The organism is Mucilaginibacter sp. UYP27 (genome assembly GCF_040547175.1).
Lineage (GTDB): Bacteria > Bacteroidota > Bacteroidia > Sphingobacteriales > Sphingobacteriaceae > Mucilaginibacter.
The window spans coordinates 877,362-900,613 of record NZ_JBEPPE010000001.1; the positions used below are offsets into that span (position 1 = coordinate 877,362).

Annotated in this window: 25 protein-coding genes; 21 read left to right on the plus strand and 4 right to left on the minus strand. The window is 41.9% G+C overall.

All coding sequences use genetic code 11. From position 1 onward, the window contains the following. Positions 1–281: 281 nt before the first annotated feature. Positions 282–983, minus strand: a complete 702-nt coding sequence (locus ABIB39_RS03910) for a LytR/AlgR family response regulator transcription factor (protein WP_354427486.1) — start codon at positions 981–983, stop codon at positions 282–284. Beyond that, positions 980–2,065, minus strand: a complete 1,086-nt coding sequence (locus ABIB39_RS03915; protein ID WP_354427488.1) for a sensor histidine kinase — start codon at positions 2,063–2,065, stop codon at positions 980–982. The genes ABIB39_RS03910 and ABIB39_RS03915 overlap by 4 nt, the downstream gene beginning before the upstream one ends. Positions 2,066–2,282: 217 nt before the next feature. On the opposite strand from ABIB39_RS03915, the gene ABIB39_RS03920 reads away from it, so the two are divergent. The 7 genes from ABIB39_RS03920 (at position 2,283) to ABIB39_RS03950 (ending at position 7,690) form a co-directional block, all read left to right on the plus strand. After that, positions 2,283–3,569 (plus strand): vanadium-dependent haloperoxidase, encoded by a 1,287-nt coding sequence (locus ABIB39_RS03920; protein ID WP_354427490.1) that lies wholly within the window; start codon positions 2,283–2,285, stop codon positions 3,567–3,569. A 486-nt stretch (positions 3,570–4,055) separates the two neighbouring features. Further along, on the plus strand, positions 4,056–4,841 hold the full coding sequence (locus tag ABIB39_RS03925; RefSeq protein WP_354427492.1) for a hypothetical protein: 786 nt from the start codon (positions 4,056–4,058) through the stop codon (positions 4,839–4,841). 196 nt (positions 4,842–5,037) lie between these two features. Continuing rightward, positions 5,038–5,307, plus strand: coding sequence for a helix-turn-helix domain-containing protein (locus ABIB39_RS03930; protein WP_354428792.1), 270 nt, complete (start codon positions 5,038–5,040; stop codon positions 5,305–5,307). Further along, positions 5,304–5,603: a hypothetical protein gene (locus ABIB39_RS03935; protein ID WP_354427494.1), complete on the plus strand. Its 300-nt coding sequence runs from the start codon at positions 5,304–5,306 to the stop codon at positions 5,601–5,603. The genes ABIB39_RS03930 and ABIB39_RS03935 overlap by 4 nt, the downstream gene beginning before the upstream one ends. 197 nt (positions 5,604–5,800) lie before the next feature. Next, positions 5,801–6,205 carry a plasmid mobilization protein gene (locus tag ABIB39_RS03940; RefSeq protein ID WP_354427496.1) on the plus strand — a complete coding sequence of 135 codons (405 nt, stop codon included), beginning with the start codon at positions 5,801–5,803 and terminating at the stop codon, positions 6,203–6,205. Next, positions 6,180–7,166: a relaxase/mobilization nuclease domain-containing protein gene (locus ABIB39_RS03945; RefSeq protein WP_354427498.1), complete on the plus strand. Its 987-nt coding sequence runs from the start codon at positions 6,180–6,182 to the stop codon at positions 7,164–7,166. Before ABIB39_RS03940 ends, ABIB39_RS03945 begins: the two co-directional genes overlap by 26 nt. Further along, positions 7,163–7,690, plus strand: coding sequence for a hypothetical protein (locus tag ABIB39_RS03950; protein ID WP_354427500.1), 528 nt, complete (start codon positions 7,163–7,165; stop codon positions 7,688–7,690). The genes ABIB39_RS03945 and ABIB39_RS03950 overlap by 4 nt, the downstream gene beginning before the upstream one ends. A gap of 150 nt (positions 7,691–7,840) precedes the next feature. Here ABIB39_RS03950 and ABIB39_RS03955 read toward each other — a convergent pair whose 3' ends face one another. Continuing rightward, the gene (locus ABIB39_RS03955; protein ID WP_354427502.1) at positions 7,841–8,254 is read right to left on the minus strand and encodes a helix-turn-helix domain-containing protein; all 414 of its coding nucleotides are present in this window, start codon (positions 8,252–8,254) and stop codon (positions 7,841–7,843) included. A 139-nt stretch (positions 8,255–8,393) separates the two neighbouring features. Between ABIB39_RS03955 and ABIB39_RS03960 the strand changes: the two genes are divergently transcribed. Then, entirely contained in the window at positions 8,394–9,836 is a 1,443-nt protein-coding gene (locus ABIB39_RS03960) for a HEPN domain-containing protein (RefSeq protein ID WP_354427503.1), read from the plus strand. 534 nt (positions 9,837–10,370) lie between these two features. On the opposite strand, the gene ABIB39_RS03965 is transcribed toward ABIB39_RS03960, so the two are convergent. Beyond that, the gene (locus tag ABIB39_RS03965; protein WP_354427505.1) at positions 10,371–11,345 is read right to left on the minus strand and encodes a DMT family transporter; all 975 of its coding nucleotides are present in this window, start codon (positions 11,343–11,345) and stop codon (positions 10,371–10,373) included. Between the two features lie 305 nt (positions 11,346–11,650). On the opposite strand from ABIB39_RS03965, the gene ABIB39_RS03970 reads away from it, so the two are divergent. The 13 genes from ABIB39_RS03970 (at position 11,651) to ABIB39_RS04030 (ending at position 23,246) form a co-directional block, all read left to right on the plus strand. Continuing rightward, entirely contained in the window at positions 11,651–12,898 is a 1,248-nt protein-coding gene (locus tag ABIB39_RS03970; RefSeq protein ID WP_354427507.1) for a cation:proton antiporter, read from the plus strand. A 2-nt stretch (positions 12,899–12,900) separates the two neighbouring features. Then, complete coding sequence (locus tag ABIB39_RS03975; protein WP_354427509.1) at positions 12,901–14,220, plus strand: DUF389 domain-containing protein; 1,320 nt, start codon at positions 12,901–12,903, stop codon at positions 14,218–14,220. A gap of 9 nt (positions 14,221–14,229) precedes the next feature. Further along, entirely contained in the window at positions 14,230–15,975 is a 1,746-nt protein-coding gene (locus ABIB39_RS03980; RefSeq protein ID WP_354427510.1) for an APC family permease, read from the plus strand. A gap of 8 nt (positions 15,976–15,983) precedes the next feature. Continuing rightward, entirely contained in the window at positions 15,984–16,865 is an 882-nt protein-coding gene (locus ABIB39_RS03985; RefSeq protein ID WP_354427512.1) for a mechanosensitive ion channel family protein, read from the plus strand. 108 nt (positions 16,866–16,973) lie between these two features. Further along, the gene (locus ABIB39_RS03990) at positions 16,974–17,882 is read left to right on the plus strand and encodes a universal stress protein (RefSeq protein ID WP_354427514.1); all 909 of its coding nucleotides are present in this window, start codon (positions 16,974–16,976) and stop codon (positions 17,880–17,882) included. Between the two features lie 2 nt (positions 17,883–17,884). Continuing rightward, positions 17,885–18,373, plus strand: coding sequence for a DUF2147 domain-containing protein (locus ABIB39_RS03995; RefSeq protein WP_354427516.1), 489 nt, complete (start codon positions 17,885–17,887; stop codon positions 18,371–18,373). 265 nt (positions 18,374–18,638) lie between these two features. Beyond that, positions 18,639–18,998, plus strand: coding sequence for a hypothetical protein (locus ABIB39_RS04000; protein ID WP_354427518.1), 360 nt, complete (start codon positions 18,639–18,641; stop codon positions 18,996–18,998). Between the two features lie 11 nt (positions 18,999–19,009). Further along, a complete protein-coding gene (locus ABIB39_RS04005; RefSeq protein WP_354427519.1) occupies positions 19,010–19,279 on the plus strand; it encodes an HPF/RaiA family ribosome-associated protein in 270 nt (89 codons plus the stop codon). A 54-nt stretch (positions 19,280–19,333) separates the two neighbouring features. After that, a complete protein-coding gene (locus ABIB39_RS04010; RefSeq protein WP_354427520.1) occupies positions 19,334–20,788 on the plus strand; it encodes a trypsin-like peptidase domain-containing protein in 1,455 nt (484 codons plus the stop codon). A 61-nt stretch (positions 20,789–20,849) separates the two neighbouring features. Continuing rightward, positions 20,850–21,284 (plus strand): hypothetical protein, encoded by a 435-nt coding sequence (locus ABIB39_RS04015; protein WP_354427521.1) that lies wholly within the window; start codon positions 20,850–20,852, stop codon positions 21,282–21,284. A 67-nt stretch (positions 21,285–21,351) separates the two neighbouring features. Then, positions 21,352–21,591 carry a hypothetical protein gene (locus ABIB39_RS04020; RefSeq protein WP_348050872.1) on the plus strand — a complete coding sequence of 80 codons (240 nt, stop codon included), beginning with the start codon at positions 21,352–21,354 and terminating at the stop codon, positions 21,589–21,591. 3 nt (positions 21,592–21,594) lie between these two features. Further along, a complete protein-coding gene (locus ABIB39_RS04025; RefSeq protein WP_354427523.1) occupies positions 21,595–21,990 on the plus strand; it encodes a hypothetical protein in 396 nt (131 codons plus the stop codon). Beyond that, positions 21,987–23,246 (plus strand): DUF2254 domain-containing protein, encoded by a 1,260-nt coding sequence (locus tag ABIB39_RS04030; protein ID WP_354427525.1) that lies wholly within the window; start codon positions 21,987–21,989, stop codon positions 23,244–23,246. Before ABIB39_RS04025 ends, ABIB39_RS04030 begins: the two co-directional genes overlap by 4 nt. The last annotated feature ends 6 nt before the right edge of the window (positions 23,247–23,252 follow it).

Here is a 23,252-nt window from a genome sequence, read left to right on the forward strand (position 1 = left end):
CTTAATACCAAAATCAATCTCCAATAAAGTAACTTCCCGAGAGTGGACTCGAACTACTTCATATATAATTTGAAAGAGATATCCGGTTTAGCGTAAAGTGTTCTAGCCCATTCTGGGAGCAATTCCGTGCAATTCCTATAGAGACTTATGTGTCAAAAATAGCCTTATGACTTAGAAAAAATATTTAGTAAAACAAGCTAATTGCTAGTCAAAAGTTAGTTGTTTAGCTAAGGGCCATCTGGGGTTGCAGCTTAGTAAAGTATTTTATATATTAATTCCGTTCATCCTTTAGACTGTGAATCCTTTAAAACGCCCGAGTATTGCCTGCCAATGGGAATTTCATATTCCCCGATCTCTACATCTTGATTGGTATAGGCCGTGATCTTATCAACGGAGACAATAAAAGATCGGTGTATCCTGATAAACATCTTATTAGGCAGCATTGCCTCCAATGTTGAAATGGATTGCTTTACCATCAAAGGGCTATCACCTGATCGATATATTCGGATATAATCCTTTAAGCTCTCGACATACACTATGTCTGACAGGAATACTTTTATCATTTTCCTTTCTGCCCGGAAGTATAAAAAGCCTTGCATTGGCTGAGGTTCCGTTACAGGCCGGACATTATTTGTGCTGGTTACTTTGTTTATAGCCTTTAAAAAACGCTCAAATGAGATGGGTTTCAATAAGTAATCAACCGCATCCAGGTCAAAAGCGTCAGTAGCAAATTCTTTGTAAGCAGTGGTAAAAATCACTTGGGGGGGATGTTGTAAGGTTTTCAGAAAGCTGGTGCCCAATAATTTAGGCATTTGTATATCCAGAAAAAGCAAATCAACTTTATTAGATTTTAAAAATTCTATAGCCTGTAACGCGTTTGAACAGCTGCCTGTAACTTCCAGCTGCTCTACCATTTCCGCGTAACTTCTGATGATTTTTATTGCAGGCGGCTCATCGTCTACAATCAAGCATTTCCACTTCATACCGCTTCTTTTTTTGCTATAGCATATTCAAGGGCTTCATTTGCTGGTGATTCCGATAACTTTATTTCAAGGTTTACCACGTAAACCTCATCTTTCATCAACATGTCCAGATGATAAAGGCCGTTATATAACAGGTCGAGCCGGCGCTTTACATTTTGCAAGCCCAAACCACCTGTTTTGTAATTAGCTGGTTCTTGCTCACGGTCAACACTATTTACCAGTTTAAAATACAGTAAACCCTCATTAACCGACATTGTGAGGCTTATCCAACATTGATCAAGTTGTTTACTGGTGCCGTGTTTAAATGCATTCTCCAAAAACGGAAGCAATAATAAAGGTGCAATTTGATGCACGTTTGTATCGCCAGTAATTACTGTAGATACATCCAGCCTTTCGCCGTACCTTAATTTTTCCAGCGAGATGTAGTGCTCCATCAGCATAATTTCCTTTTCCAGTTCTATACGATCTGAACTTTCGTAGATCATAAACCGGAGCAACGCAGAAAGCTTTAACACAATTTCTGGTGCCTTTGGCGATTGTTCCAGTGTATGGCTATATAAATTATTTAACGTATTAAATAAAAAGTGAGGATGAAGCTGTGACTTTAATAATTGCAGTTCAGCTATAGTTCGCTGCTGTTCCGCCGCTATGGTTTGCTGCTTTTGTTTGTACCAATAGCTTAATAACTTAATAGAAATGGCGATACCGCCAACATGAAAGAAAGGAAGAATAGCCCTGCCCGTGGTCATGGTAAAATCTCCCGGGCTACTTTTAGCCCCCAGGGTGAGCTGCATCGCCCTTGCATAAGCAGTGCAGCAAGCCACTGTTAAAAACAATCCGCCAAAAAAGTGAAGGAACTTTCGTGTAATAAGATAACGGGGAACCAGCAAATACAAAGATACGTACACGATGAACATGTGGCCCGGCAGGTAAAACAATGCGTTTAAAAACGATTTTTTATAATTAAGGTTAAACCCGAAACCCCAGGCAAAATAGGTCACGATCAGGACCCAAAAGAGTAGGTGAAGTAAAAATCTCCGCACCAAAGCTTTATAGTCCAATTTGTTATCACTGATATGCATATCTATCTAAAGTTACCCAATTTAAGCGGATAAATATCATCGGCCATTAATTGAAGTCATACAGCATGATTTCGCAAACAAATAACAGGTAAACATAAGGATATGCGGTTCGTCTACTATAATCAGCCGTCGGTCGGTAAACTGTGGGTAAATAGCTACTATTTAAATTGGGGATAGATATTCCATTTATGTTTAGCGTAAATCAACCCATCAACATATGAAAAAGCCAATATTTTATCTCTTGTGTACTACAATGATCAGCATGTTATCCTGCAAAAAAGACCAACCAGCAACACCCGACATTACCGAAACTTACAGTGCCGGGATGGTACTAAAATGGAACGAAGCCGGGACTAAGGCAGTTGCCAAAACCACCGGTATACAACCGATGCCCGAATCACGCATATATGCCATGATTAACCTGGCTATGCACGATGCATTGAACGCTATTGTTCCAAAATACGACACCTACACTTCAATTACCTCAAGCGACAGCGAAGCTAGTCCGGATGCGGCGGTTGCACAGGCTGCTCATGATGTGATGTTAGCGCTGTTTCCTGTTCAGCAAACAACAACGGATAGTTTGCTGAACAGCAGTTTAGCAGATCTAACTACAGGAAGGGAAAAAGGAATAGCAATTGGCAAGGCGGCAGCAAAAGCGATGCTGGACAAACGAGCAAACGATGGTTCTATGACTGCGCAATATCCCTTTACCCCGGGTATTCTGCCGGGAGAGTACCGTGCTACGCCACCATTTGATATGCCGCCTTACAACGGATTGGTTGTTTTGCCAGGCTGGGGGAAAGTGAAAACGTTTAGTGTTACTTCTGCAGATCAGTTTAGAGCGCCGGCACCCTACGCCATTAACAGCGATGCTTATACAGCTGATTTTAATGAGATCAAAACCCTGGGCTGTATGGGCTGTACCGCACGCAGTACAGATCAGACACAAATTGGCTTGTTCTGGCTGGACAATATTCCGCTAAGCTGGAACCGGATTGCCCGCACGCTAATTTTACAGAAACACTTGAACGGATGGAAGGCAGCACGGCTGCTGGCTTTGCTGCAAATGGCAGAAGCCGATGCTAACATCAGTGCTTTTGACGGTAAATTTTATTACAAATTTTGGAGGCCGATAACTGCGGTAAGGCTGGCCGAAACGGATGGCAATCCCAACACAGCAGGCGATGCGGCCTGGAACTTGTTATCGCCGCCAACACCGCCGGTACCCGATTATCCGTCAAACCACGCGCTTGACGGCGGTGCAGCAGCAGAAGTTTTAAAAAACTTTTTTAACACGGATGCTATGGCTTTTTCTTGCAGCAGTAATGCCCTTCCCGGTGTTACCCGCAGCTTTACAAATTTTTCTGATGCGGCAAGGGAAGTTTCGCTTTCGAGAATTTATGTAGGTTTCCACTTTAGAAATGCCGTTATGCAAGGCGAAACCCAAGGCAGGAAAGTAGGTAATTATATTTACCTGAACTGTTTAAAAGAACGAAATTAGATTATTAGAGTAAAAGATCATGAATCATTAAATCTACTACCCATCAAAATTTATCAAACCCTCTTTAAATTTAAAAGTATTGAGTTCAGTGGCTATGCCTGGAAGTGATTATCGGGACAACGACGGCTAGAGCCTTTATCGGGTTAACCTTAATAAAAAAGCAGGCAAAAGGTTTCTCTTGCCTGCTCATTGAAGCTCCCCAAACTGGGCTCGAATCAAAGTATTAACAGGCCAACTGATTCAATTATTAAAAAAATGATGGGATATCCTTGAACTATCAAACTATACATTTTGTGCTATCAATAAAGGATAACTGAACATTATCGTTAAATTCATCACTCACGTATTTTTTTGGTTAATGGTATCTATAAAAGTTAGCGAAAGCTAATATTAGCCAACATACAAGTATTTATTACAGATCATTGGGTTATTTGGCATAATCTAAATTTTATCATCTTTGTTCATGTTGATCAATTATGTATCCTCATGAAAGAATATTTCAAACCTCTTGCCCGCTTTAAAAAACGCGAACATCCGTTCGATATAGGCATGCCCTTTTCCTGGTGGCGGGGCCATTATGACCGCCATTTCCTGAATAACTTATATGAACGTAAGGAAAATGAATTTGAAGCATTTTACAAATATCACCTGGATCATTTTTTAAAGGTAAATGCAGGATCTCAAGAGATTGAATTCTACAAGCACCTGAGAGACGTTATCAACGATGGCATTGCAGCATTAATTAAAGAAGATAAACCCGGATCGAAAACCAAGCATGAGCGAACTAATATTCAAAAAGTGAAATTACGGACATTTGCCGATTACTTGAATTCGATTGATCAATGGGCCGTTCGTCCACAACTTGAGGTTTATACAGAAAAGGATGCTACCATCGCAAGGTTGCAAAAACACATCGCAGTGTTAGAAAAGCAAATTAACGAAATGAAGGAATACGATGTGGTACAAAAGATTAGAATAGAGGAAGGCCATTTGCCTACAGTCGTTGATCTAATTCAGCAACTTCGTGACCTGCAATTACCCGCTAACCGGCGGCTGCTTCGCTGCGATCATAAGACGCCCTATTATAAAATGATCAGCAAATACTTTTCCATTGACGGCAAAGACATACCCATAGAGACTGCCAAGAATTATTTCTCCGATAAACAAGACGATATAGGAGTCAAGGGGACTAAAGTTCCTGCCGAGAATAAGCTGTTTAAGATAGTATCGGACACCCCAAAAAAAGGCGTCAAGAACAGCAATAAAGCTTAATCATTCATTTCTCATTTATTTCAGCCAGTTTTCGCCTCGTTTTCTGCACGAGAAAGTAATTTGCTTTATATCAATTATTTAGGCTTTATAATAACCATCTTGTTCGCCTCTTATACATGACCATCGGAAACCGATGGTCATGAGATCAGCTATCTCGCAATTTACATTCGTCCCGTTAACCAAAAACGGAGTACAGATGCAAGTAGAGATTTTAACTAAAGAAGACCTAAAACAGTTCAAAGCAGAACTGGTACAGGAACTAAAAGATGCGTTCAGCGGCAATGCAAAACCACAAAACAAGGAATGGCTGAAAAGCAACGAAGTAAGAAAGCTGTTAGGTATATCGCCTGGCACCTTACAGAACCTGCGTATAAACGGCACACTCACCTATTCTAAAATAGGCGGCATGATGTATTACCGTTACCAGGATATCATGAAGCTTTTAGAGAAAGGAGGTATTAAATGAAAAAGGCATCTCCGGAACTGGCCTTACTGAAGGCAATCCAAAAACATAAAGGACTAAGCCCTTTTCATATCAGCTTGTATACGGCCATGCTTTCATTATGGCAAGAGCAGCAATACAACACGCCTTTCAGGGTAACGCGGAGCAGTTTAATGGCAACATCCGGCATCCGTTCACCGGCCACTTATCACAAGTGCTTAAAGGGTCTGATCGGCCACGAATACATTATATATGAGCCATCTTTTGATAAGCATATAGCAAGCCGGGTCACCTTGATAACGGACAAAGCAGGTATGTAAAATGCACAGCTTAAAACCATTTGGGATATACAATATCGCGAAAAACATTATAGGGAAATTTTATCCGGTAGTAAGGAGCAAGTTTGTGTCTTTGTTGCCACAAAGACCTCCCGGATGTCTGCGACACCGGGCAAACTTGCCTTTTGCGCCCGATGGTTGCAAAAGGGAAAATTAGAGAAACAGTAATGAATTAACAGATGGAAGCGATAGAAAAGAACACTAATAACAAACAAACAGCTGAGCTAAAAAACAAAGGCGGTGGGCCGAAGAAAAGGGTCAGACGTGACTTAATCATGCGCATCAGAATGACAGCGACCGAGCGCTTTTATATTGACAGTAAAGCTAAGACTGCCGGAATGCGTTCAAGCAGTTGGATAAGGGCAGCGGCTAAAAGTGCAAAGATAGTTCCGCGATTAACAAATGAAGAGCGGCGCATCCTTTGGATGCTTGCCGAGTTGGCTAACAATCTTAATCAGCTAACAAAGCTTGCGCATCAACTTGGACTACTAACGGTAGCACGGGATTGTAGTAAAATTTTGAACGAGATAGATGTTATTCTAAAACACCTCAATAACAATGATAGGGAAAGTGATAACGGGTAAAAGCTTTGGCGGGTGTATCCGGTATGTGGTACAAAAGCATGATGCGGTTATACTGGATGCCGCAGGTGTAAGAATGCAGCAAGTTAATCAAACCATCAACGATTTTAACCTACAAAGAAAATACAATCCGAATTTAGGAAAGGCAGTTGGTCATATTGCCCTAAACTGGAGCGTAAATGATCTTGACAAGCTTAACGATGAAGTAATGGTAAATATGGCGAAAGAATATCTTCAAAGAATGAAGATACAGGACACACAGTATTTAATTGTTAAGCACCGGGATAAAGAACACCCGCATATTCACATCGTTTATAACCGCGTAAGCAACAATGGTGAAACCATACCGGATAAATTTCAAAAGAAGCGAAATGTACAGGTAGCAAAAGAATTAACCATAAAGCACGGCTTTTACATGTCGCCAGGTAAAGATCAGGTCAACCGGCAGCAGCTTAAAGGGGACGATAAGATCAAATATGAGTTATTCGATGCGATAAAGGCGGCCAGCAAAAAAGTAAAAAATATCAATGAGCTAAAGCAAGTATTGGCTAAGCAGGGTATTGATACCCACTTGAAATACAAGAGCGGCACTACCGAGGTGCAGGGCATCAGTTTCAGCAAGGGCGAGTATAAGTTTAAAGGATCAGAGATCGACCGCAGTTTAAGTTACGCAAAGCTGAGCCAGGCCATAGAGCAACAGCAGGCTAAACCGGAAAAGAGTTTAGCGGATCAGTTAAGGGAAGTAATAGAAAACGCAAAGCAGGAAAGCGAAAGTCAGGAGAAGACTGAACAAACCATTTATTTAAAACCGGAGCCGGAAACCCATTATTTACGGCAATCACTATCAGCGGGAGCAGATTTATTAGGTGGCTTGCTTGGCAATATAGCCGACGATGACGATAGCCCGGAAAGAAAACGGCGAAAGAAAAATGAACAACAACAAAGCAGAGGAATATCAAGATGAAAGAGATAATAGAAGAACTAAGCAAAAGGATGGATAGCAACGATGAGATTGTTGATAGCCTGGTGAAAAACAATACAGAGATGGAAAAGCAGGTAGCAAAAATTTCCGAAAATCCCGTCCCAGATTATTCAGTTGCCATTAGTACTATACTTACAGAGGTAAGGGAAATTAAACAGAATAATCAAAGGGATGAGGAATTGATCTTGTTGAAGCAAGTCAATGATAAATTAAGTAAGGTACCAACATCAGCCACTAAACAGTTACGCATTTTATTGTTCCCCGAAACCAACCAGGGGCAGTACTATAAAATTGTTTTTGGCAGGCTTATCCCCTGGGGTATATGCTTAGTCGCTATAACCTACTTGTATTCTTTAGGCGGCAAAGCAATTGATGCCTACGGCCAGCATAAGCAAAGTGAGAAATCAGTTCATTATCAAAGGGCATGGATTTACTTAAAGCATATTGCTAAAAAGAGAACTCTATCAGCTATGGATACGGCTTATTTAAAAACAGATGATAAGTAAACTCAATATTATTGCGAATCATTCAGGAAAGTAAATAAAGCCCCCTTACACTCGCTGTTTGGGGGCTTAAACCTAAACCTTATCACAATCGGACAAAAAGGGTTTGTCCTTTTAGATGTCGGCAATTTAATATTTTTAGGCCACTTCTTATTATTTGCCTTTTAGCAACTCGTTCTTTTCTTTTTCAGCCTGTAATAGGCGTTCAAGCAATTCAATCTTTTCGTTATAAAGCTTTTTGTTTTCTTCAATAACTTCCAGCCATTTTTCCACCGGATTAAAAGTTAACGTGCAATTATTGTTTACTGAACCGGCGTTATCATGCAACGTGCTCGATATGATATTAATGACAGCCTCTTCGCTAAAATTTTTTATGGCTTCTGCGGTAACCCCTAGCGCCTTAGCAATTTTATCCAAAGCCAAATCTTCTACATCAGCACTCTGCTCAATTTTTGAAATAGCTTGTTGGCTAACACCCATTAAAGTAGCAAGTGTTTCTTGCTTAATTCCTCGCAACTCACGGATCTTACTGATTTTTCTGCCAATGTGTAAGGTTGTTTCTGCCATAAGTCAAATGTATTGTTAAAATGTAAATGTACAAAACAACAGCTTTATTGTAAAGTACAATTGCCTATGGTTCGGTACGATAATGTTTTGCTATTCTTTTGTTTTGCCGGTTAATGGAGGCCGGTGAAAATTGAGCATTATGAACAACACACCCTATGCACCCTGGGAGCATTACCCTAAAACACTTCGCCATTACGAAATTGAAAATCCGATGTCCGTAGTTGTTGATTTCTTTAGTGCGGATTCTGTAAAAGGCCACGGCAAGCGGTTAAAAGAGTGGCGCTATTATGTAGTGAACGATGAGCATTATGACGAGGATCGTCACGGCCCTGGTACATTGCTTTTTGTATATGACCTAAATTTAAAGATTTTGGAAGCGATGTACCTGCTATTAATTGGCTATAAAAGATACTCTTTCCGCCAAGACAAAGTTACCGAGGAACAATTGGAGGAAGAAAGGGAACGATGGGAATACTATCCTAAAAATCTTTCCATGAAAGAACAGCTTGAACCCTATAAGGCAGTTAAGAAAGTCTTCAAAAAGATTAAACCGCAAGAGTATAGGGATCAATTACATGAGTGGTCACACGTAGCGCTTTACAATAACGCAGATGTTGAATCATTATATGCGGGAGAAGTTATCAATGTTTACGAAAATTTAATCAAGCTGTACTCTGCAGCATGGCTAATTTTTCAACGCGAAAGTAGTCGTCCGCAACTTAAGCGGAGCATACTTGAAAATAATTTAGCCGAATCATCTACGGAACCAATTGCTCTGCGAACAATAAGCCCTGAACCAACGGCAAGCGAAAAATTGGCATTGGAAGAAATTAAAAATCTGATATTAAAATGCTGCCCCGAGGTTCAAATGATTATGCATTTAGGAACACATCCCAAGCCGTTTACATTCTACCTGCTTATACTGATAGCCGACGATGAAAAAACGCCGGGGCATCAAATCAGTTACAAGATAGAAGATAACTGCCAATACCTTGCTCATGTACATGCCATAGTGCATAAAATTAACAGCGCAAAAGAAGCACTTATTAAAGGCAGACGTTTTTGGTCTACCGTCATGGACAAGGGAATTATTCTATATCAATCCCAGGAATTCACCTTACCTGCTCACCAGGAAATAACCAGGGGAATATTATTAGCAAGAGCACAATTTAATTGGGAACGATGGGGTAAACAGGGCAATGAGTTTTTAAAAGGCGCAGAACTATATAGGGCCGATAACAATTTCAGGCTGGCAGCATTTCTTTTGCACCAATCGGTTGAAAGCGTTCTTAAAGCAATAATACAAGCTGTTATAGGCTACCGCGTACAAATGCATAATCTATCAAGGTTGCTAAGGCTTACCTTATTGTTTACTGATGAATTAAAAGACGTATTTGAACTAAATACCACAGAGGGAGCGCAACTTTACCAATTGTTGCAAAATGCCTATTCACAATCACGATATAACAGTTCATTTGATCCTGATGGAGATTCAGTAAGAATTTTATCGAAACAGGTGACAAAATTCAATCGGGTAGCGGAAAGGGTTTACAAGCAATATATAGAAGATATCAAAGGTTGACAGCCTCAGAGGTATTGGCAGGTGGGCACTTGTTCGCCTCATCTTACTTTTGAAAAATGGGTTACAATAAAGAAAGTACTGCCAGACCCCTTAGTAGCATGTCGGGCGGTAGATTTAAACCGTCCGGCATTGCTGCTAAAAAGCAAAACGACACATACACCCGTTGGAACCATGCAGCTACGGCAGGCGGCTTCATTGCACCTCGCGCTATCGCGCTGGGTTTCATTTCGCCGTCAGCCTCGCTGCCGCTGGCAGGAGTGACATTCGTTCCTCATAACACACCTGCCTTTCCCTCGCCCCAATATTAATCTCATTTCACCGCGTCCGGCAAAATTACCGACCGGCGGATGAAAAGTAAAGGCTATACAAGCGAAGCATTTTATTTTGTTTTTTAGCGGTGTTTCGGCCTTGACATTTCACCCGCCTTGCGATTTTGGTGCCTAAGCGTTGTAAATGCGATGGTGCGTAAAATGGATTGCCATGCTTGTACAAGCAAATTGTAATTAAGCCTAATTCAGTGTTAATTTAATCAGCTTAGTGCTGATTATCACCGGCATTCATTTTCATTTTTCCATGTATAGTTATAATAATTATTACCCCTGAAAACACCATGGCGAATCCCGCCAAATGTATCCAACGAAACGGTTCATTTAATAAAAAATAAGACAATACCAAGGCACTGATCGGCATCACACCCATAAATGTCGCGGCAGTGCTGCCTTCAACTTGTTTTATCCCTTTATACCAAAGAACGGAACCGAGCCCCATAGTGCCAGCGCCATAAATAGCCAAATAAAGCCAGCTTTTAATGGCAATTGTATCAAAGGAAAGGTTTTTGGCTTGCCATATCATAAAAGGCAGGAACCCCAAAAATCCTATCAGTGCAGAGAACGCCGCGATATCTTCAGGCGGAAAGTTTTTAGTAAGTACTTTGCCCATCAGTGTATATCCGGCTTCACAGCAAATAGCGGCGACCACAAGCAAAATACCTAATAATTCATTTTTGCCTTGGTTATCCTGATGTTTACCAAGTTGCATAATGATCACCCCTGCTATAGCCAAGGTAATGGCGGCGCCTTTCTTCCAATTAAAATCGTCTTTAAAAAACACTACCGAAAGAATAGCTGTCAACGCAGGGGTCGCGCTCATGATCACACTTCCGGTTACCCCGGATATATGTTTCATGCCAAAAAGCATCAAGACCGTAAAACCAACCACGCCGACAAGGCTTATTCCGGCTAAAAGCCACTTATCCCTTCCTTTATAACTTTTAATATTGGAAAGTTTAACGAAAGGAACTAAGACGATGAAGGCAAGCAGGACTCTTAATCCGCCCGCAATAAAAACCGGGAAATCTTTTGTAACCAATTTGCTTAGTGGGGTAGCGCTACCAAACAGTATCATGCCGAATAGTAGCATCAAATAGGTCTTAATATTTTTCATAAACGTTCCATCCCCAGTTAAAAAGCTACAAACAGTAAACAGATTTGTTTCCGCAACAACTGCCATATTATAATACCCTCAAGATAATATCCCTACATTTAATTATTGTTAATTCATTTGATATCTATGAAATTCCTTATCAGCCTGTGGTTGTAAGTCTTTCATAATAATAAGCTGACTAGGCGGAATCATGCTATTATTTTTTAAGAGCAAACATTTTTTAGATAAAAAACTTGTTTTTATAAGATATTACCCCCTTAACGGTAAACTACATTAATGAGCTATGTTCGAAAGATTCTCCTATAGCGACCGGGTATTTGCCAAACCAGGAAAAACGGACGAAATCATTGTCTTAATATTAATAATTGTAAATGGATACACGCGAGATCATCACCATCACCATTGTTTTAGCAGCATTATTTGCGTATATTAATCATCGGTTTATTAAATGGCCGCCTACTATAGGGATAATGGCCTTATCGCTGATATCCTCTATATTGCTGGTTTTATTAGGCAATTCACAATCTCTCCTTTCAGAAAAAGCGGTTCAGCTTGCCAACTCTGTCGACTTTCAGGATATATTAATGAATTTCATGCTCAGTTTTTTGCTTTTTGCAGGGGCAATCCATATTGATGCCGGTAAATTGAAAAAAGAGCGCTGGCCGGTAATATTGTTGGCTACTATGGGCATACTTATCTCCACCTTTTTAGTGGGCGGCATGACCTGGTATTTATTCAGGTTATTTTCAATGCCAATTCCCTTTATTTATTGCCTGCTGTTTGGCTCGCTTATATCACCAACAGATCCCATTGCGGTAATGGGTATTCTTAAACAAGCAAAGATTCCATCTTCTCTCGAAGTTAAAATAGCCGGCGAATCGTTATTTAACGATGGCGTAGCTGTAGTAATATTTATCAGTATAGCGCAGATCGCCCGCTCAGCAGGTGGAGATTTTTCGGTAACTGATATTGGGAAGCTTTTCCTCCAGGAAGCTTTAGGTGGTTTAATCTTTGGAGCAGTACTGGGTTACCTGGGCTTTTTAGCACTACGGTCTATAGACGATTATAAAGTAGAGGTCCTGATTACGTTAGCCATTGTAATGGGTGGTTATACGTTGGCCTCACACCTGCATATATCAGGGCCATTAGCAATGGTAGTTGCCGGGATTATCACCGGAAATAAATCAAAAGAAGAAGGCATGTCTGATCAGACAAGAGATTACCTCGATAAATTCTGGCACCTGATCGATGAGATCCTAAATGCGGTACTGTTCCTGTTCATCGGACTGGAAATGCTCATTATAAAGATCAACCCTACGGTCATGATTATTGGCGCTATCACTATTCTGATCGTGCTTGCTGCGCGATGGATCTCCGTTATATTGCCGGTCAGTTTACTGCGCTATAAGATCAAGTTTGAAAATAATGCCATTGCTATTCTGACCTGGGGAGGTTTACGAGGGGGTATATCGGTAGCACTAGCACTTTCGTTGAGTGCAAATATGTACCGGGATGAATTTGTACTGATTACCTATATAATTGTGATATTTTCCATTTTAGTACAAGGTTTAACGATTGGTAAACTAGCTCAAAGGCTCCAGGTAAAAGCGTTAGAATAATTATGAGCAACCTTTTGCAACGTATTCGTTATTTTCTGACCCATCGGTTTAACTTGCAGGAAGACAAGGCTGATGAGGCAACTATTATCTCGTCCATACGAAAGAATATTGACTTTCGAGGGGCCAACCTCTGGGCACTAATCTTTGCAATATTCATTGCTTCTATCGGGCTTAATGTCAATTCAACTGCGGTTATCATCGGCGCCATGCTGGTATCTCCCATCATGGGCCCGGTGATGGGTATCGGTCTGGGAATTGGGATCAACGATCTCGAAATGGTAAAAAAAGGAGGTAAAAACTTACTGGTAGCAACCATTATCAGTATTCTTACCTCAACTATTTATTTTTCCATAACACCGCTACATGAAGCGCAATCGGAGTTACTTGCGCGTACTTCCCCGTCTACATGGGATGTATTTATTGCATTTTTCGGGGGCCTGGCAGGCATGGTTGCGGCATCCCGTAAAGAAAAAAGCAATGTTATTCCCGGGGTGGCTATCGCTACCGCACTGATGCCACCTTTATGCACCGCAGGCTTCGGCCTGGCCATGGGTAATTGGTATTTCTTCCTGGGGGCTATTTATCTCTACTTCATCAATAGTGTGTTTATTGCCATTGCCACATTTTTGATGGCGCGGTATCTAAAGATGCACAGGAAAGTATTTGATGAGCCCGGCGTGCAGAAAAAAGTAACACGGTACGTTGTGCTCGTTGTGTTGATCACTCTGATCCCTAGTATTTACATGGCTTACCGAATTGTAAACAGGAGTATTTTTGAAAGTAATGCCCGCAAATTTGTAGAGCAGGAATTTCATTTCAAGAATACGCAGGTCATATCCAAAACTTTTGCCTACACCAGCCAGCATAAGGAAATTGATCTTTTATTGATAGGCGCAGAACTGAATAAAACATTAATTGATTCCTTAAAACACAGAATGAACAACTATCGCCTGCGTAATGTGCAGCTCCGTATACGGCAGGGGCTTAATGCAAAGCAGCAACTGGACCTTTCCCAGATCAAGGCCAGTATACTGGAGGATGTTTTTAACACGCGAACTAATACCGATACAGTGAAAGTACTGGCAAGGATTCCCCAAATAGATAGCATTGTATTGACGGAAATGAAAGTGTTGTACCCGGCTATTCGATCATTTGGGGTTAACCAAATAGCTATTCGACGAGCGGATACAACATTGGTGGATACGCAAAAGGTAGCACTCGCACGGTTTTCAAAACCATTACGTAAGGCAGATGTTCAGAAATTACAGGAATGGCTGCAAAAGCGGTATCAATCGACGCAATTAAAACTGGTTATTCAATAAATCTAAATAATGAGTACAAGCAACCCGGTATTACATAAATTAAATGAATTACAAGCTACCGCTATTTGCGGCAATGACATCAGTTCATCGTGCCTTTATGTGTCGGCCCTAACTATTGCCTATGCAGGCCAGTACGCCTGGATCTCCCTGTTGATTGTTGCTGTAGTACTTTATTTGTTCAGAAAGATATATGGTGAAGTGGTGGGCGCGCTGCCTCTTAATGGGGGCGCCTACAATGTATTGCTCAACACCGCCTCCAAGCGCACCGCTTCTTTTGCAGCCTGTTTAACCATACTTTCTTATATGGCAACAGCGGTAATATCTGCCTATGAAGCCATGTTTTATTTCCATGATATAGCGGGTAGCCTTCCATTAATTCCGGCTACCATTATGGTATTGGGGATTTTTATGATGCTGGCCATTATCGGTATTGGTGAATCGGCGATTGTTGCTGTCATCATATTTATCACGCACCTGGCTTCACTCAGCCTGCTCGTACTCATGTGCTGCTGGTTTCTTTTTAACAACGGATTAACGACTTTTTTAACTAACTGGCATTTACCGTTGACATCCGGCAGTATACTGACAGCTCTGTTTTTGGGTTTTTCGGCAGCCATGCTTGGTATCTCCGGGTTCGAAAGCTCTGCAAATTTCGTGGAAGAGCAGAAGCTCGGTGTATTTCCAAAAACGCTGCGCAATATGTGGCGCGTAGTAAGTTTCTTTAATCCAGTTATAGCCCTGTTGGCGCTGGCAGTTTTACCCATGTCATCCATTAATGGCCATAAGGAATCTTTACTTTCTTTCATGGGGTTTACAGCAGGTGGTGGCTGGCTTAGCTATCTCATATCCATTGACGCCGTATTAGTATTATGCGGAGCCGTACTAACCTCCTATGTTGGTGTTACCGGGCTTGCTGAACGGATCACCCTGGATAGGATCCTGCCTAATTTTTTTCTTGCAAAAACCAGGAGAGGTGTCAACTATCGCATCGTTGTAGGTTTCTTTATCCTTTGCGTCTCCATCTTATTGGTTACCAAGGGGGATCTTGCAAGCCTTGCCGGTGTTTATACATTCTCCTTCCTTTTGGTCATGGCCTTGTTTGGCGTCGGCAACTTGTTACTTAAAGTGAAACGCCAAAAGTTACCCCGTATGGAAAAAGCACCTGTACTGTCCGTACTGATAGCTGTGGGGTTTATTATCGCTGCCTTTCTTGGAAACATGCGGCTTAACCTGGCTTCATTTTATGTGTTTCTCCATTACCTGATTCCGGCAATGTTGTTTATCCTGATCATGCTTAACCGTGCCAGGATCATTAAGTGGCTCATATATTCAACAACGCATGTAGGGTTACCCATCCGCAAGCTTGTAATTAAAATTTTCAGGCCCTATAGGTCACTAGTAAAGATCAATTCGCAGGAATTGGTGTTTTTCACGCGTGGTGATAATGTAGCCATATTAAACCGGGTAATGATGTATGTAGAAGATAACGAAGCCACCAAAAAGCTGAAGATTGTCCATATCTGTAATTCAGAATCTAATAATGACCATTTAAAAAAAGATATCGAGGTTCTTGACCGTGCTTACCCGGATATAGACATCCATTTTGCGGAAATCGAAGGAAAGTTTGGGCCCGAATTAATTGAACGGCTATCTCAAGAATGGAAAATCCCCAAGAACTTTATGTTTATCGGCGCACCTGGCGATAAATTCCCTTACCACGTTTCTGAATTGGGTGGGGTTAGGCTCATTATGTAAAATAAAATATGGATATCAATAACGCATATAAACTAATCAGTGATAAACTCACGCTCTGGATAAAAGACTTCATACGGATATTACCCAATATTGCCTTAGCGGCATTGATCCTTGTAGTTGGTTTTTTTGTGGCAAAGTTGGTGAGTAAAGCCGTCAAAAAGATTTTCCGGAGGTTCATTCATAATGAAACCCTGGATAACTTGTTTGGCTCGCTTATTTATCTTTTTTTGCTGGGCATTGTTGTTTTTATAGCCTTAAGTGTTCTGAAATTGGACAAAGCTGTAACGTCGATCCTGGCGGGAGCGGGTATATTAGGACTGGCATTGGCCTTTGCTTTCCAGGATATAGCCGCCAATTTTATGTCGGGGATATTTATTTCAGTCAGGAAACCGCTGTCGGTAGGCGATATTGTGAAGATCAAGGAATATATGGGAAAAGTGGAAGAGATCAATCTTCGCGATACAGTGATCCGTACCTATCAGGGACAGATGGTGATCATACCCAATAAAGATGTTTTTCAAAACCCGATAGAGAACTATACACTACTCGGCAAACGCAGAATGGACCTCACCGTTGGCATATCCTATGGCGACGATCTTGATAAAGTAAAAGAGATTACGCTGGACGCTGTCAAGGACATTGAAGGATTATCGAAGGATGATGAGATCACTATGTTTTACACCGACTTCGCTGACAGTTCGATCAACTATGTGATCAGGCTATGGGTCTGTACCACCGAGCAGGTTAACTTTCTGGAAGTAAAAAGCCAGGCGATCATGCGTATCAAAAAAGCTTATGATACTAATGAAATTATGATTCCGTTCCCTATTCGAACGATGGATTTTGGAATAAAGGGCGGCGTTCCTTTAAGTGAGATGAAAGTAAAATAAAGAAATCTCTGTTTTTTCTTGACGGTTTGGAGTTTTTTTTGTATATTATGGCATACTTCACAGCGGCCTGCCTATGGTCGCTATTTGTTAACCAAAATATATATAATTATGAAAACGACTATAAATAACATTCTCATACCCATAGATTTATCCGATACAGGGTTAAACGCGCTCAATACCGCAGTCAAAATGGCTTCAAGACAACGGGCAAATCTTCACTTGCTTTATGTGCAGGACATCATGAACTATTATCCACGCCAAGGTCAGTTGTCTACTATTGAACCCATGATGGAAGAAATATTTGAAAAGGATAAATATCTCATTGAACGTACAGCTGCTGCAATTGTTAAAGATTACCAGGTAAACTGTCATTGTCACACTGTAACAGGACTACTTTCTACTGCGGTAGAAGAGATGGCTAAAGAGATAAATGCAGATCTGATTATCACCGGCATTCCTTCCGGATTAAAAGATCAGTCTTACTTGTTTGACAGCGCTGCCTATCAAATCATTAAGTCAGCTCCTTGCCATGTGCTGACGGTACCAGCGGGCAGGAAGGTGAATAACTTTAAGCATATTGTTTATCCTGTGATCAGCGACGGGCAACCTATGGCCAGTTTGCCATTAACGAGTGCGGTCATCGAAAAGAATGATGCAGATGTATCAATCGTCAGTGTGATCCAAAAAGACAACGCGGACTTGTTGAGCAGTATAACCAGTTTTGCGGAACGCATCCGTCATAAAACACAAAAAATTTCCAGATCAGCAAGAACAAGGCCTCTCTATACCAGTAATGTTGTTAAGGCATTAAGCAGGATCTGCAGGGAGGAAGAAGCCGACCTGATCGTTATCGAATTGAATAAGACCCGTACTTTGAAAGAATTCTTTTACGGAAGTTTTACTCAGAAAATGATCCGTAATCCAGATGCGGCGGTACTGTGCGTAAAAGGTGATTTCAAATCAAAAGCAACAACTCTGAAAATAGCTTATCAACGGAAAGCTAATTTAACCGTATAAAGATGATGATTTCTAAAGGCGAACCCTTAAATACCAAAGTATTCATCAGTATCCTTCTGACGTTGATTTTGGGTATTTTTATTTCCGGAAATGCAGTTGCTCAATCTGCACCGGCCAGTGAACGGATCTGTGGAAAGTGGGAAAATGAAGAAAAAACGTTAAGGATACAGATCTACACGATCCATAGTGATTTTCAGTCAAAAATTATCTGGTTTAGCGATACAGAAGGTAAACCAATGAATTATTGGAAAGACAAAAGAAATCCTGATCCTGCGCTGCGAAACAGAACCATTCTGGGCATGAGCATTCTTGATGGATTAAAATACGATGCGCAAAATCAAACCTGGGAGGATGGTAAAGTTTATGATTCGAAGCATGGTAAGGAGTGGAATGCGGCTGCATCTATAACACAAAAGGGCTTGTTAAAAGTGCGGGGCTATTGGCATTTTAAATTTATCGGAAAAACAATGCTTTTCCACAGGATTAAATAATACCAAAAATACAGCTATTATTTGCTAATATTTCTTCCGGTTTCAGGCAATACCTGAATAAGTAATCGTCCTAAAACAAATAACTCTACCACCTGTAGTTTATTTAAGGTTACTATAGTCAGCCATTTTTAACGGCCGTTTTAAATAAACTCACCCATAAAAAACCAATATTAGCGATCAGCATGAAATTGTAGCGCCGGGTATAATCTCCGGCTTTTTCACTGATCAACAACAGGAGGAAATCGCATTTTCTGATTTGTTCAAAATGGGTTATCAGCCGCAAAAGGTCAACGTCGCTATGGCGAGTACTACCCGCGATAAATTAGTTAAAGCGGCAGGTTACGGCGTTAAGGCTGATCTCGGCGCAGCGGAAAGTGATGCCGAAAAAATCACACGAGATCCGCTGGCGATCACACATGCTGATGATATCCGTAAAGCCGCTGATATCCTGAGTGATGCGCTGTATAATTTGCAACAGCAAAAATACCCATCATTGTATGGAAGTGCGGCGCGTGTAAAGACAACAGCCGCACAGATCGATCCTGATACGCTGACCCTCGAACAAAAGGAAAAAGTCAAAGGCTTTTTTATCGCAGCGGCAGCATTACTTGAAAAAATGAATTAAAATATAAGAACATGAATATACAGATCAATACGGACCATAATATAGAAGGAAATGAGCGATTGAGCACATACCTGGAGACCAAGATAACTGATGCGTTAAGCCGGTTTGAACAACAGCTCAGTCGTATAGAAGTGCACCTGACCGATGAAAACGGCGAAAAAAAAGGGAAGGATGAAAAACGCTGCCTTTTGGAAGCGCGTTTGGATGGGATGGATCCTGTGGCGGTTTCGGGGCTGGGCGACACGGTAGAGCGGCTGTTAATCATGCTGTCGAAAAGATGAAAACGAAACTAACCACCATAACCGATAAAATTAAGAACCACTAAATACCGGATCATGAACAAATTTGGATTGATCGGTATATCCGCAATAGTTGCAGCAGCAGTTAGCTTCGCTACTTTCAAAGTTATGGAACCCAGGAGGGGCGCAATCGACTCGGCCCAGGCTGGTATACCATCTACCCAATTGGCTGCGAACCGCGGCAAAGCCAAAATAATGGATGCTGTCCCTGAATTTACACAAGCCGCCGCTTTAGTCACGCAGTCAATTGTGCATATCAAAGTAAAACTGAACCGTCCCGCTGAAAATGAAGGTTCTTATGGGGGCTATTATAACCAAAACCAGCGCGCGGTACCGGTAATGGCTTCCGGTTCCGGAGTTATCTGGAGCAAAGATGGTTTTATTGTTACCAATAATCATGTGGTGGATGGTGCAACAGATATCGAAGTGATCCTGACTGATAAACGGATTTTTCCGGCAAAACTGGTAGGGCGTGATCCAAATACTGATCTGGCCCTTATTAAGATCAGCACTAATGACCTTACACCTATTCAGGTTGGGAACTCTGATGATGTTCAGATCGGTGAATGTGTGCTGGCAGCGGGGTACCCGTTCTCGCTTAATACCACGGTAACCGCTGGTATTGTAAGTGCTAAAGAGCGAAGCATCGGCATCATCGGGCAAGAAAACAAACACCCAAATGGAGGATCAGGTACGGCTACCGCTACCAGTTCTGCCGTGGAAGCATATATCCAGACCGATGCTGCGATCAACCCGGGGAACAGCGGTGGGGCTTTGGTCAATACCAGCGGGCAACTGATCGGTATTAATGCAGCTATCGCCTCGCAAACCGGCAGTTATGAAGGTTATGGCTTTGCCATCCCCGTAAACTTGACCAGCAAGATCGTGGAAGACCTGCGTAAATATGGCGAGGTGAAACGCGGTCTCTTAGGTGTAAGTTTTCCTTCCCCTGCTACCGAAGATCAATTTTTGATCCAGCAAGGTATTAAGCCGGGAAGCGTTAATGGTGCTTATCTTACCGGCGTACAAAGCGGCAGTGCGGCAGCTACCGCAGGATTAAAGCCGGGGGATATTATTCAGGGTGTTGACGGAGCCAAGATCAATTCATCAGTGGAATTATCGGAACGCATCGCGCGCCATCATCCCGGTGATGCCGTCAAACTGGAATATCGGCGGGGAACTACGGTTAACAGTGCCAGTGTTATTCTTAAAGCACAGGAAGCCGCCCCGAAAACAGACGAACTTGCTCCGAAGACACTGGCCTCAAAATTAGGTGCCGCTTTCGCGCCGCTAAGCGATGCCTTTAAGCAAAGATATCAGATGAATGCAGGCCTGGCCATAACAGCTATCGCGCCGGATGGCCTGTTTGAGCAGATCGGGATTCAAAGAGGTTCTATCATCATCAGCGTCAATGGTAACCGAATCAATACCTCAGATGACCTTAGCAAGGCTTTTAAAGCCGCCCGCAATGGCATCGTCCGTTTTGCCTGAATTACGCCGGATGGCTCACGGATCGTATTTAATTTATCACTCGGCGCTTAATCTCAATTCTATGAACACCTTTAATGAACTTTCGACCGAGGAACAACAAGAATTTTTAAAGTTCCCGGTGTATGTTTCTATGCTCGCCGCTAACGCCGATGGAACCACGGACGATGCGGAAAAGAATACCGCGATCGCATTTGACCATACCAAGACCTACACCAGCAACATCCTGCTGTCCGGTTTTTATCAAAAAGCAGATCAGGCATTCCGTGAAAACTGGAACCAACTGGACGCGGTTCTTCCTAAAGGACAAGCCGAGCGAAAAACGGCTTTAACGGCTAAACTGGGGAAATTAGAGACCTTATTGAAAAAGTTTGATGCCGATTATCAGGCGGCCATGCATAAAAGTATGCTGGCATTCAAAGACCATGTGTCGCGCGCGCATCACAATATATTAGATGATTTCCTTTTCCCGGTACCGATAAAAGGCATTAATGATTGAAAAAGCTTTTTCAACCACCTGTTCCGGGTACCCTATTCGAAGCGGCATTGAATTTAAATCAAAGAACATGAAGATCACGATCAACGAACCAGTAAAAAACAAAGTCCTGAAGTTGGAGGCTACTCCCGAAACTTATGAACAAGGCTCAGGCTGGCGAATCGATTTTCCGGATGCCAAATCCTTTAGCGTTACCCAAGAAACTGGGCGTTGGGCCGTGATAGGCAAATCCGATATCAGTCCCGAACTGATCAACCGGATCGGCATCGCCCTTCACCCGATTTCACTTTACACCTGTTTTAATTCTTAATCTATGACCACTAAAAAGAAAATTATAATGATAAGCGGCGGCGTTTTGCTGATCGCGCTGCTCTCTATTGTCTACTATCGCTACTATTTTGTGTTTGGCCAGGGTGTGAAAGCCGGGCAGTTGAATTATTTTGTAGAGAAAGGATATTTGTTTAAGACCCACGAAGGAAGATTGATACAGGCCGGTTTTAAAACCCCGCAACCAGGGGCGATAGCATCTAACGAATTTATGTTTTCGGTAACTGATTCCAAACTGGCTGATTCACTTAATCATCACGCGGGAGCTGTTTTACAATTACATTATAAAGAATATTTGCACACATTACCATGGCGCGGTGTAAGCCACTTTGTAGTCGACAGCATTTATTCCATTGAACCGGGAACCAACCCGTCAAAATGAGTAGCCGGTTTATCAAATGGCTGCGGGGCACTTATAATAAAATTGTCACCAGCATTGCTTTTTATCCGGCAATTATTGCCATTGGCTTTTTAGTGCTTTCCTGGCTGATGCTGGAGCTTGATTTTTCGGAAACGGGTAAACATATCAAGTCTTATTACAGCTGGATAAGATTAAAGGATGCCAGCACCGCACGTAGCATTGTATCAACTATTGCAGGTGGTATCATTTCCCTCATGGTTTTCAGTTTCTCTATGGTGATGATCCTGTTAAACCAGGCTGCCTCGCAAATGAGTAACCGCATGCTGGAAAGCATGATCGGCAACCGCTTCCAGCAATTGGTGCTGGGTACCTATATCGGTACGATTGTTTATTCTCTCTTTTTACTCAGCACTATCCGGGATATCGAATCGGGTATTTATGTGCCGGCCTTAAGCATCTATTTGCTGGTCGCGCTTACGGTAGTAGATATTTTTCTGTTCATCTACTTCCTCCATTACGTGACACAGTCGGTCAAGTTCGAGACCATTATCGAACGGGTGCACCGCCAAACACTGGCATCGCTTCAAAAAAGCTGTACTGTTGATATACCTGAAAATACTATCCTCCCCGCTACTGAAGCTGTAGTATTATTAACCCAAAGATCAGGCAGCTTCCAGGGTTTTGATCAAAGGTCGTTGTTGAAGTTTATTGGAGAAAACAGCGGTACGGTGCAACTGATACACCCGGCGGGTACTTATTTGCTTGTCGGCCAACCAATACTTAAATGGTATGGTAAGGCCCTTTCTGATGATTGTAAAGTCGAACTGTTGCTAACGCTTGATTTTTATTCGGGCCAGCCGATAACTCAAAATGCATACTACGGCTTTCATCAACTGGCAGAGGTGGCTTTAAAGGCTTTAAGCCCCGGGATTAACGACCCGGAAACTGCGGTATTAAGCCTTCACGCACTGGCAGACCTGTTCGCTTACCGGTCAAGGCATCATCCCCAATTGTGTATTCAGCACCCTGATGACAAAGGAAGTATCATATTGACCGACCGAACTTTTGAAGATCTTTTTGCGGTTTGCATTTACCCGATATGGGATTACGGGAAAAATGACCGGTATATTCAACAGGGGCTGTATAGTATCCTGACACAATTGCTAAAGATAGCCCCAGCCGATAGTCATAAAGAATTATTAGCAGGTATGCTTGAAAAAGTAGATCAAAAGGTAACAGAAACCTCGGGTCAACTCCCGCTGGTAAAAAGTATTTAATAGCCC

Bases quoted from the DNA above. Each gene is read 5' to 3' on its own strand.
- ABIB39_RS03910 (WP_354427486.1), bottom strand. From the start codon at position 983: ATGAAGTGGAAATGCTTGATTGTAGACGATGAGCCGCCTGCAATAAAA.
- ABIB39_RS03915 (WP_354427488.1), bottom strand. From the start codon at position 2,065: ATGCATATCAGTGATAACAAATTGGACTATAAAGCTTTGGTGCGGAGA.
- ABIB39_RS03920 (WP_354427490.1), top strand. From the start codon at position 2,283: ATGAAAAAGCCAATATTTTATCTCTTGTGTACTACAATGATCAGCATG.
- ABIB39_RS03925 (WP_354427492.1), top strand. From the start codon at position 4,056: ATGAAAGAATATTTCAAACCTCTTGCCCGCTTTAAAAAACGCGAACAT.
- ABIB39_RS03930 (WP_354428792.1), top strand. From the start codon at position 5,038: ATGCAAGTAGAGATTTTAACTAAAGAAGACCTAAAACAGTTCAAAGCA.
- ABIB39_RS03935 (WP_354427494.1), top strand. From the start codon at position 5,304: ATGAAAAAGGCATCTCCGGAACTGGCCTTACTGAAGGCAATCCAAAAA.
- ABIB39_RS03940 (WP_354427496.1), top strand. From the start codon at position 5,801: ATGGAAGCGATAGAAAAGAACACTAATAACAAACAAACAGCTGAGCTA.
- ABIB39_RS03945 (WP_354427498.1), top strand. From the start codon at position 6,180: ATGATAGGGAAAGTGATAACGGGTAAAAGCTTTGGCGGGTGTATCCGG.
- ABIB39_RS03950 (WP_354427500.1), top strand. From the start codon at position 7,163: ATGAAAGAGATAATAGAAGAACTAAGCAAAAGGATGGATAGCAACGAT.
- ABIB39_RS03955 (WP_354427502.1), bottom strand. From the start codon at position 8,254: ATGGCAGAAACAACCTTACACATTGGCAGAAAAATCAGTAAGATCCGT.
- ABIB39_RS03960 (WP_354427503.1), top strand. From the start codon at position 8,394: ATGAACAACACACCCTATGCACCCTGGGAGCATTACCCTAAAACACTT.
- ABIB39_RS03965 (WP_354427505.1), bottom strand. From the start codon at position 11,345: ATGGCAGTTGTTGCGGAAACAAATCTGTTTACTGTTTGTAGCTTTTTA.
- ABIB39_RS03970 (WP_354427507.1), top strand. From the start codon at position 11,651: ATGGATACACGCGAGATCATCACCATCACCATTGTTTTAGCAGCATTA.
- ABIB39_RS03975 (WP_354427509.1), top strand. From the start codon at position 12,901: ATGAGCAACCTTTTGCAACGTATTCGTTATTTTCTGACCCATCGGTTT.
- ABIB39_RS03980 (WP_354427510.1), top strand. From the start codon at position 14,230: ATGAGTACAAGCAACCCGGTATTACATAAATTAAATGAATTACAAGCT.
- ABIB39_RS03985 (WP_354427512.1), top strand. From the start codon at position 15,984: ATGGATATCAATAACGCATATAAACTAATCAGTGATAAACTCACGCTC.
- ABIB39_RS03990 (WP_354427514.1), top strand. From the start codon at position 16,974: ATGAAAACGACTATAAATAACATTCTCATACCCATAGATTTATCCGAT.
- ABIB39_RS03995 (WP_354427516.1), top strand. From the start codon at position 17,885: ATGATGATTTCTAAAGGCGAACCCTTAAATACCAAAGTATTCATCAGT.
- ABIB39_RS04000 (WP_354427518.1), top strand. From the start codon at position 18,639: ATGGGTTATCAGCCGCAAAAGGTCAACGTCGCTATGGCGAGTACTACC.
- ABIB39_RS04005 (WP_354427519.1), top strand. From the start codon at position 19,010: ATGAATATACAGATCAATACGGACCATAATATAGAAGGAAATGAGCGA.
- ABIB39_RS04010 (WP_354427520.1), top strand. From the start codon at position 19,334: ATGAACAAATTTGGATTGATCGGTATATCCGCAATAGTTGCAGCAGCA.
- ABIB39_RS04015 (WP_354427521.1), top strand. From the start codon at position 20,850: ATGAACACCTTTAATGAACTTTCGACCGAGGAACAACAAGAATTTTTA.
- ABIB39_RS04020 (WP_348050872.1), top strand. From the start codon at position 21,352: ATGAAGATCACGATCAACGAACCAGTAAAAAACAAAGTCCTGAAGTTG.
- ABIB39_RS04025 (WP_354427523.1), top strand. From the start codon at position 21,595: ATGACCACTAAAAAGAAAATTATAATGATAAGCGGCGGCGTTTTGCTG.
- ABIB39_RS04030 (WP_354427525.1), top strand. From the start codon at position 21,987: ATGAGTAGCCGGTTTATCAAATGGCTGCGGGGCACTTATAATAAAATT.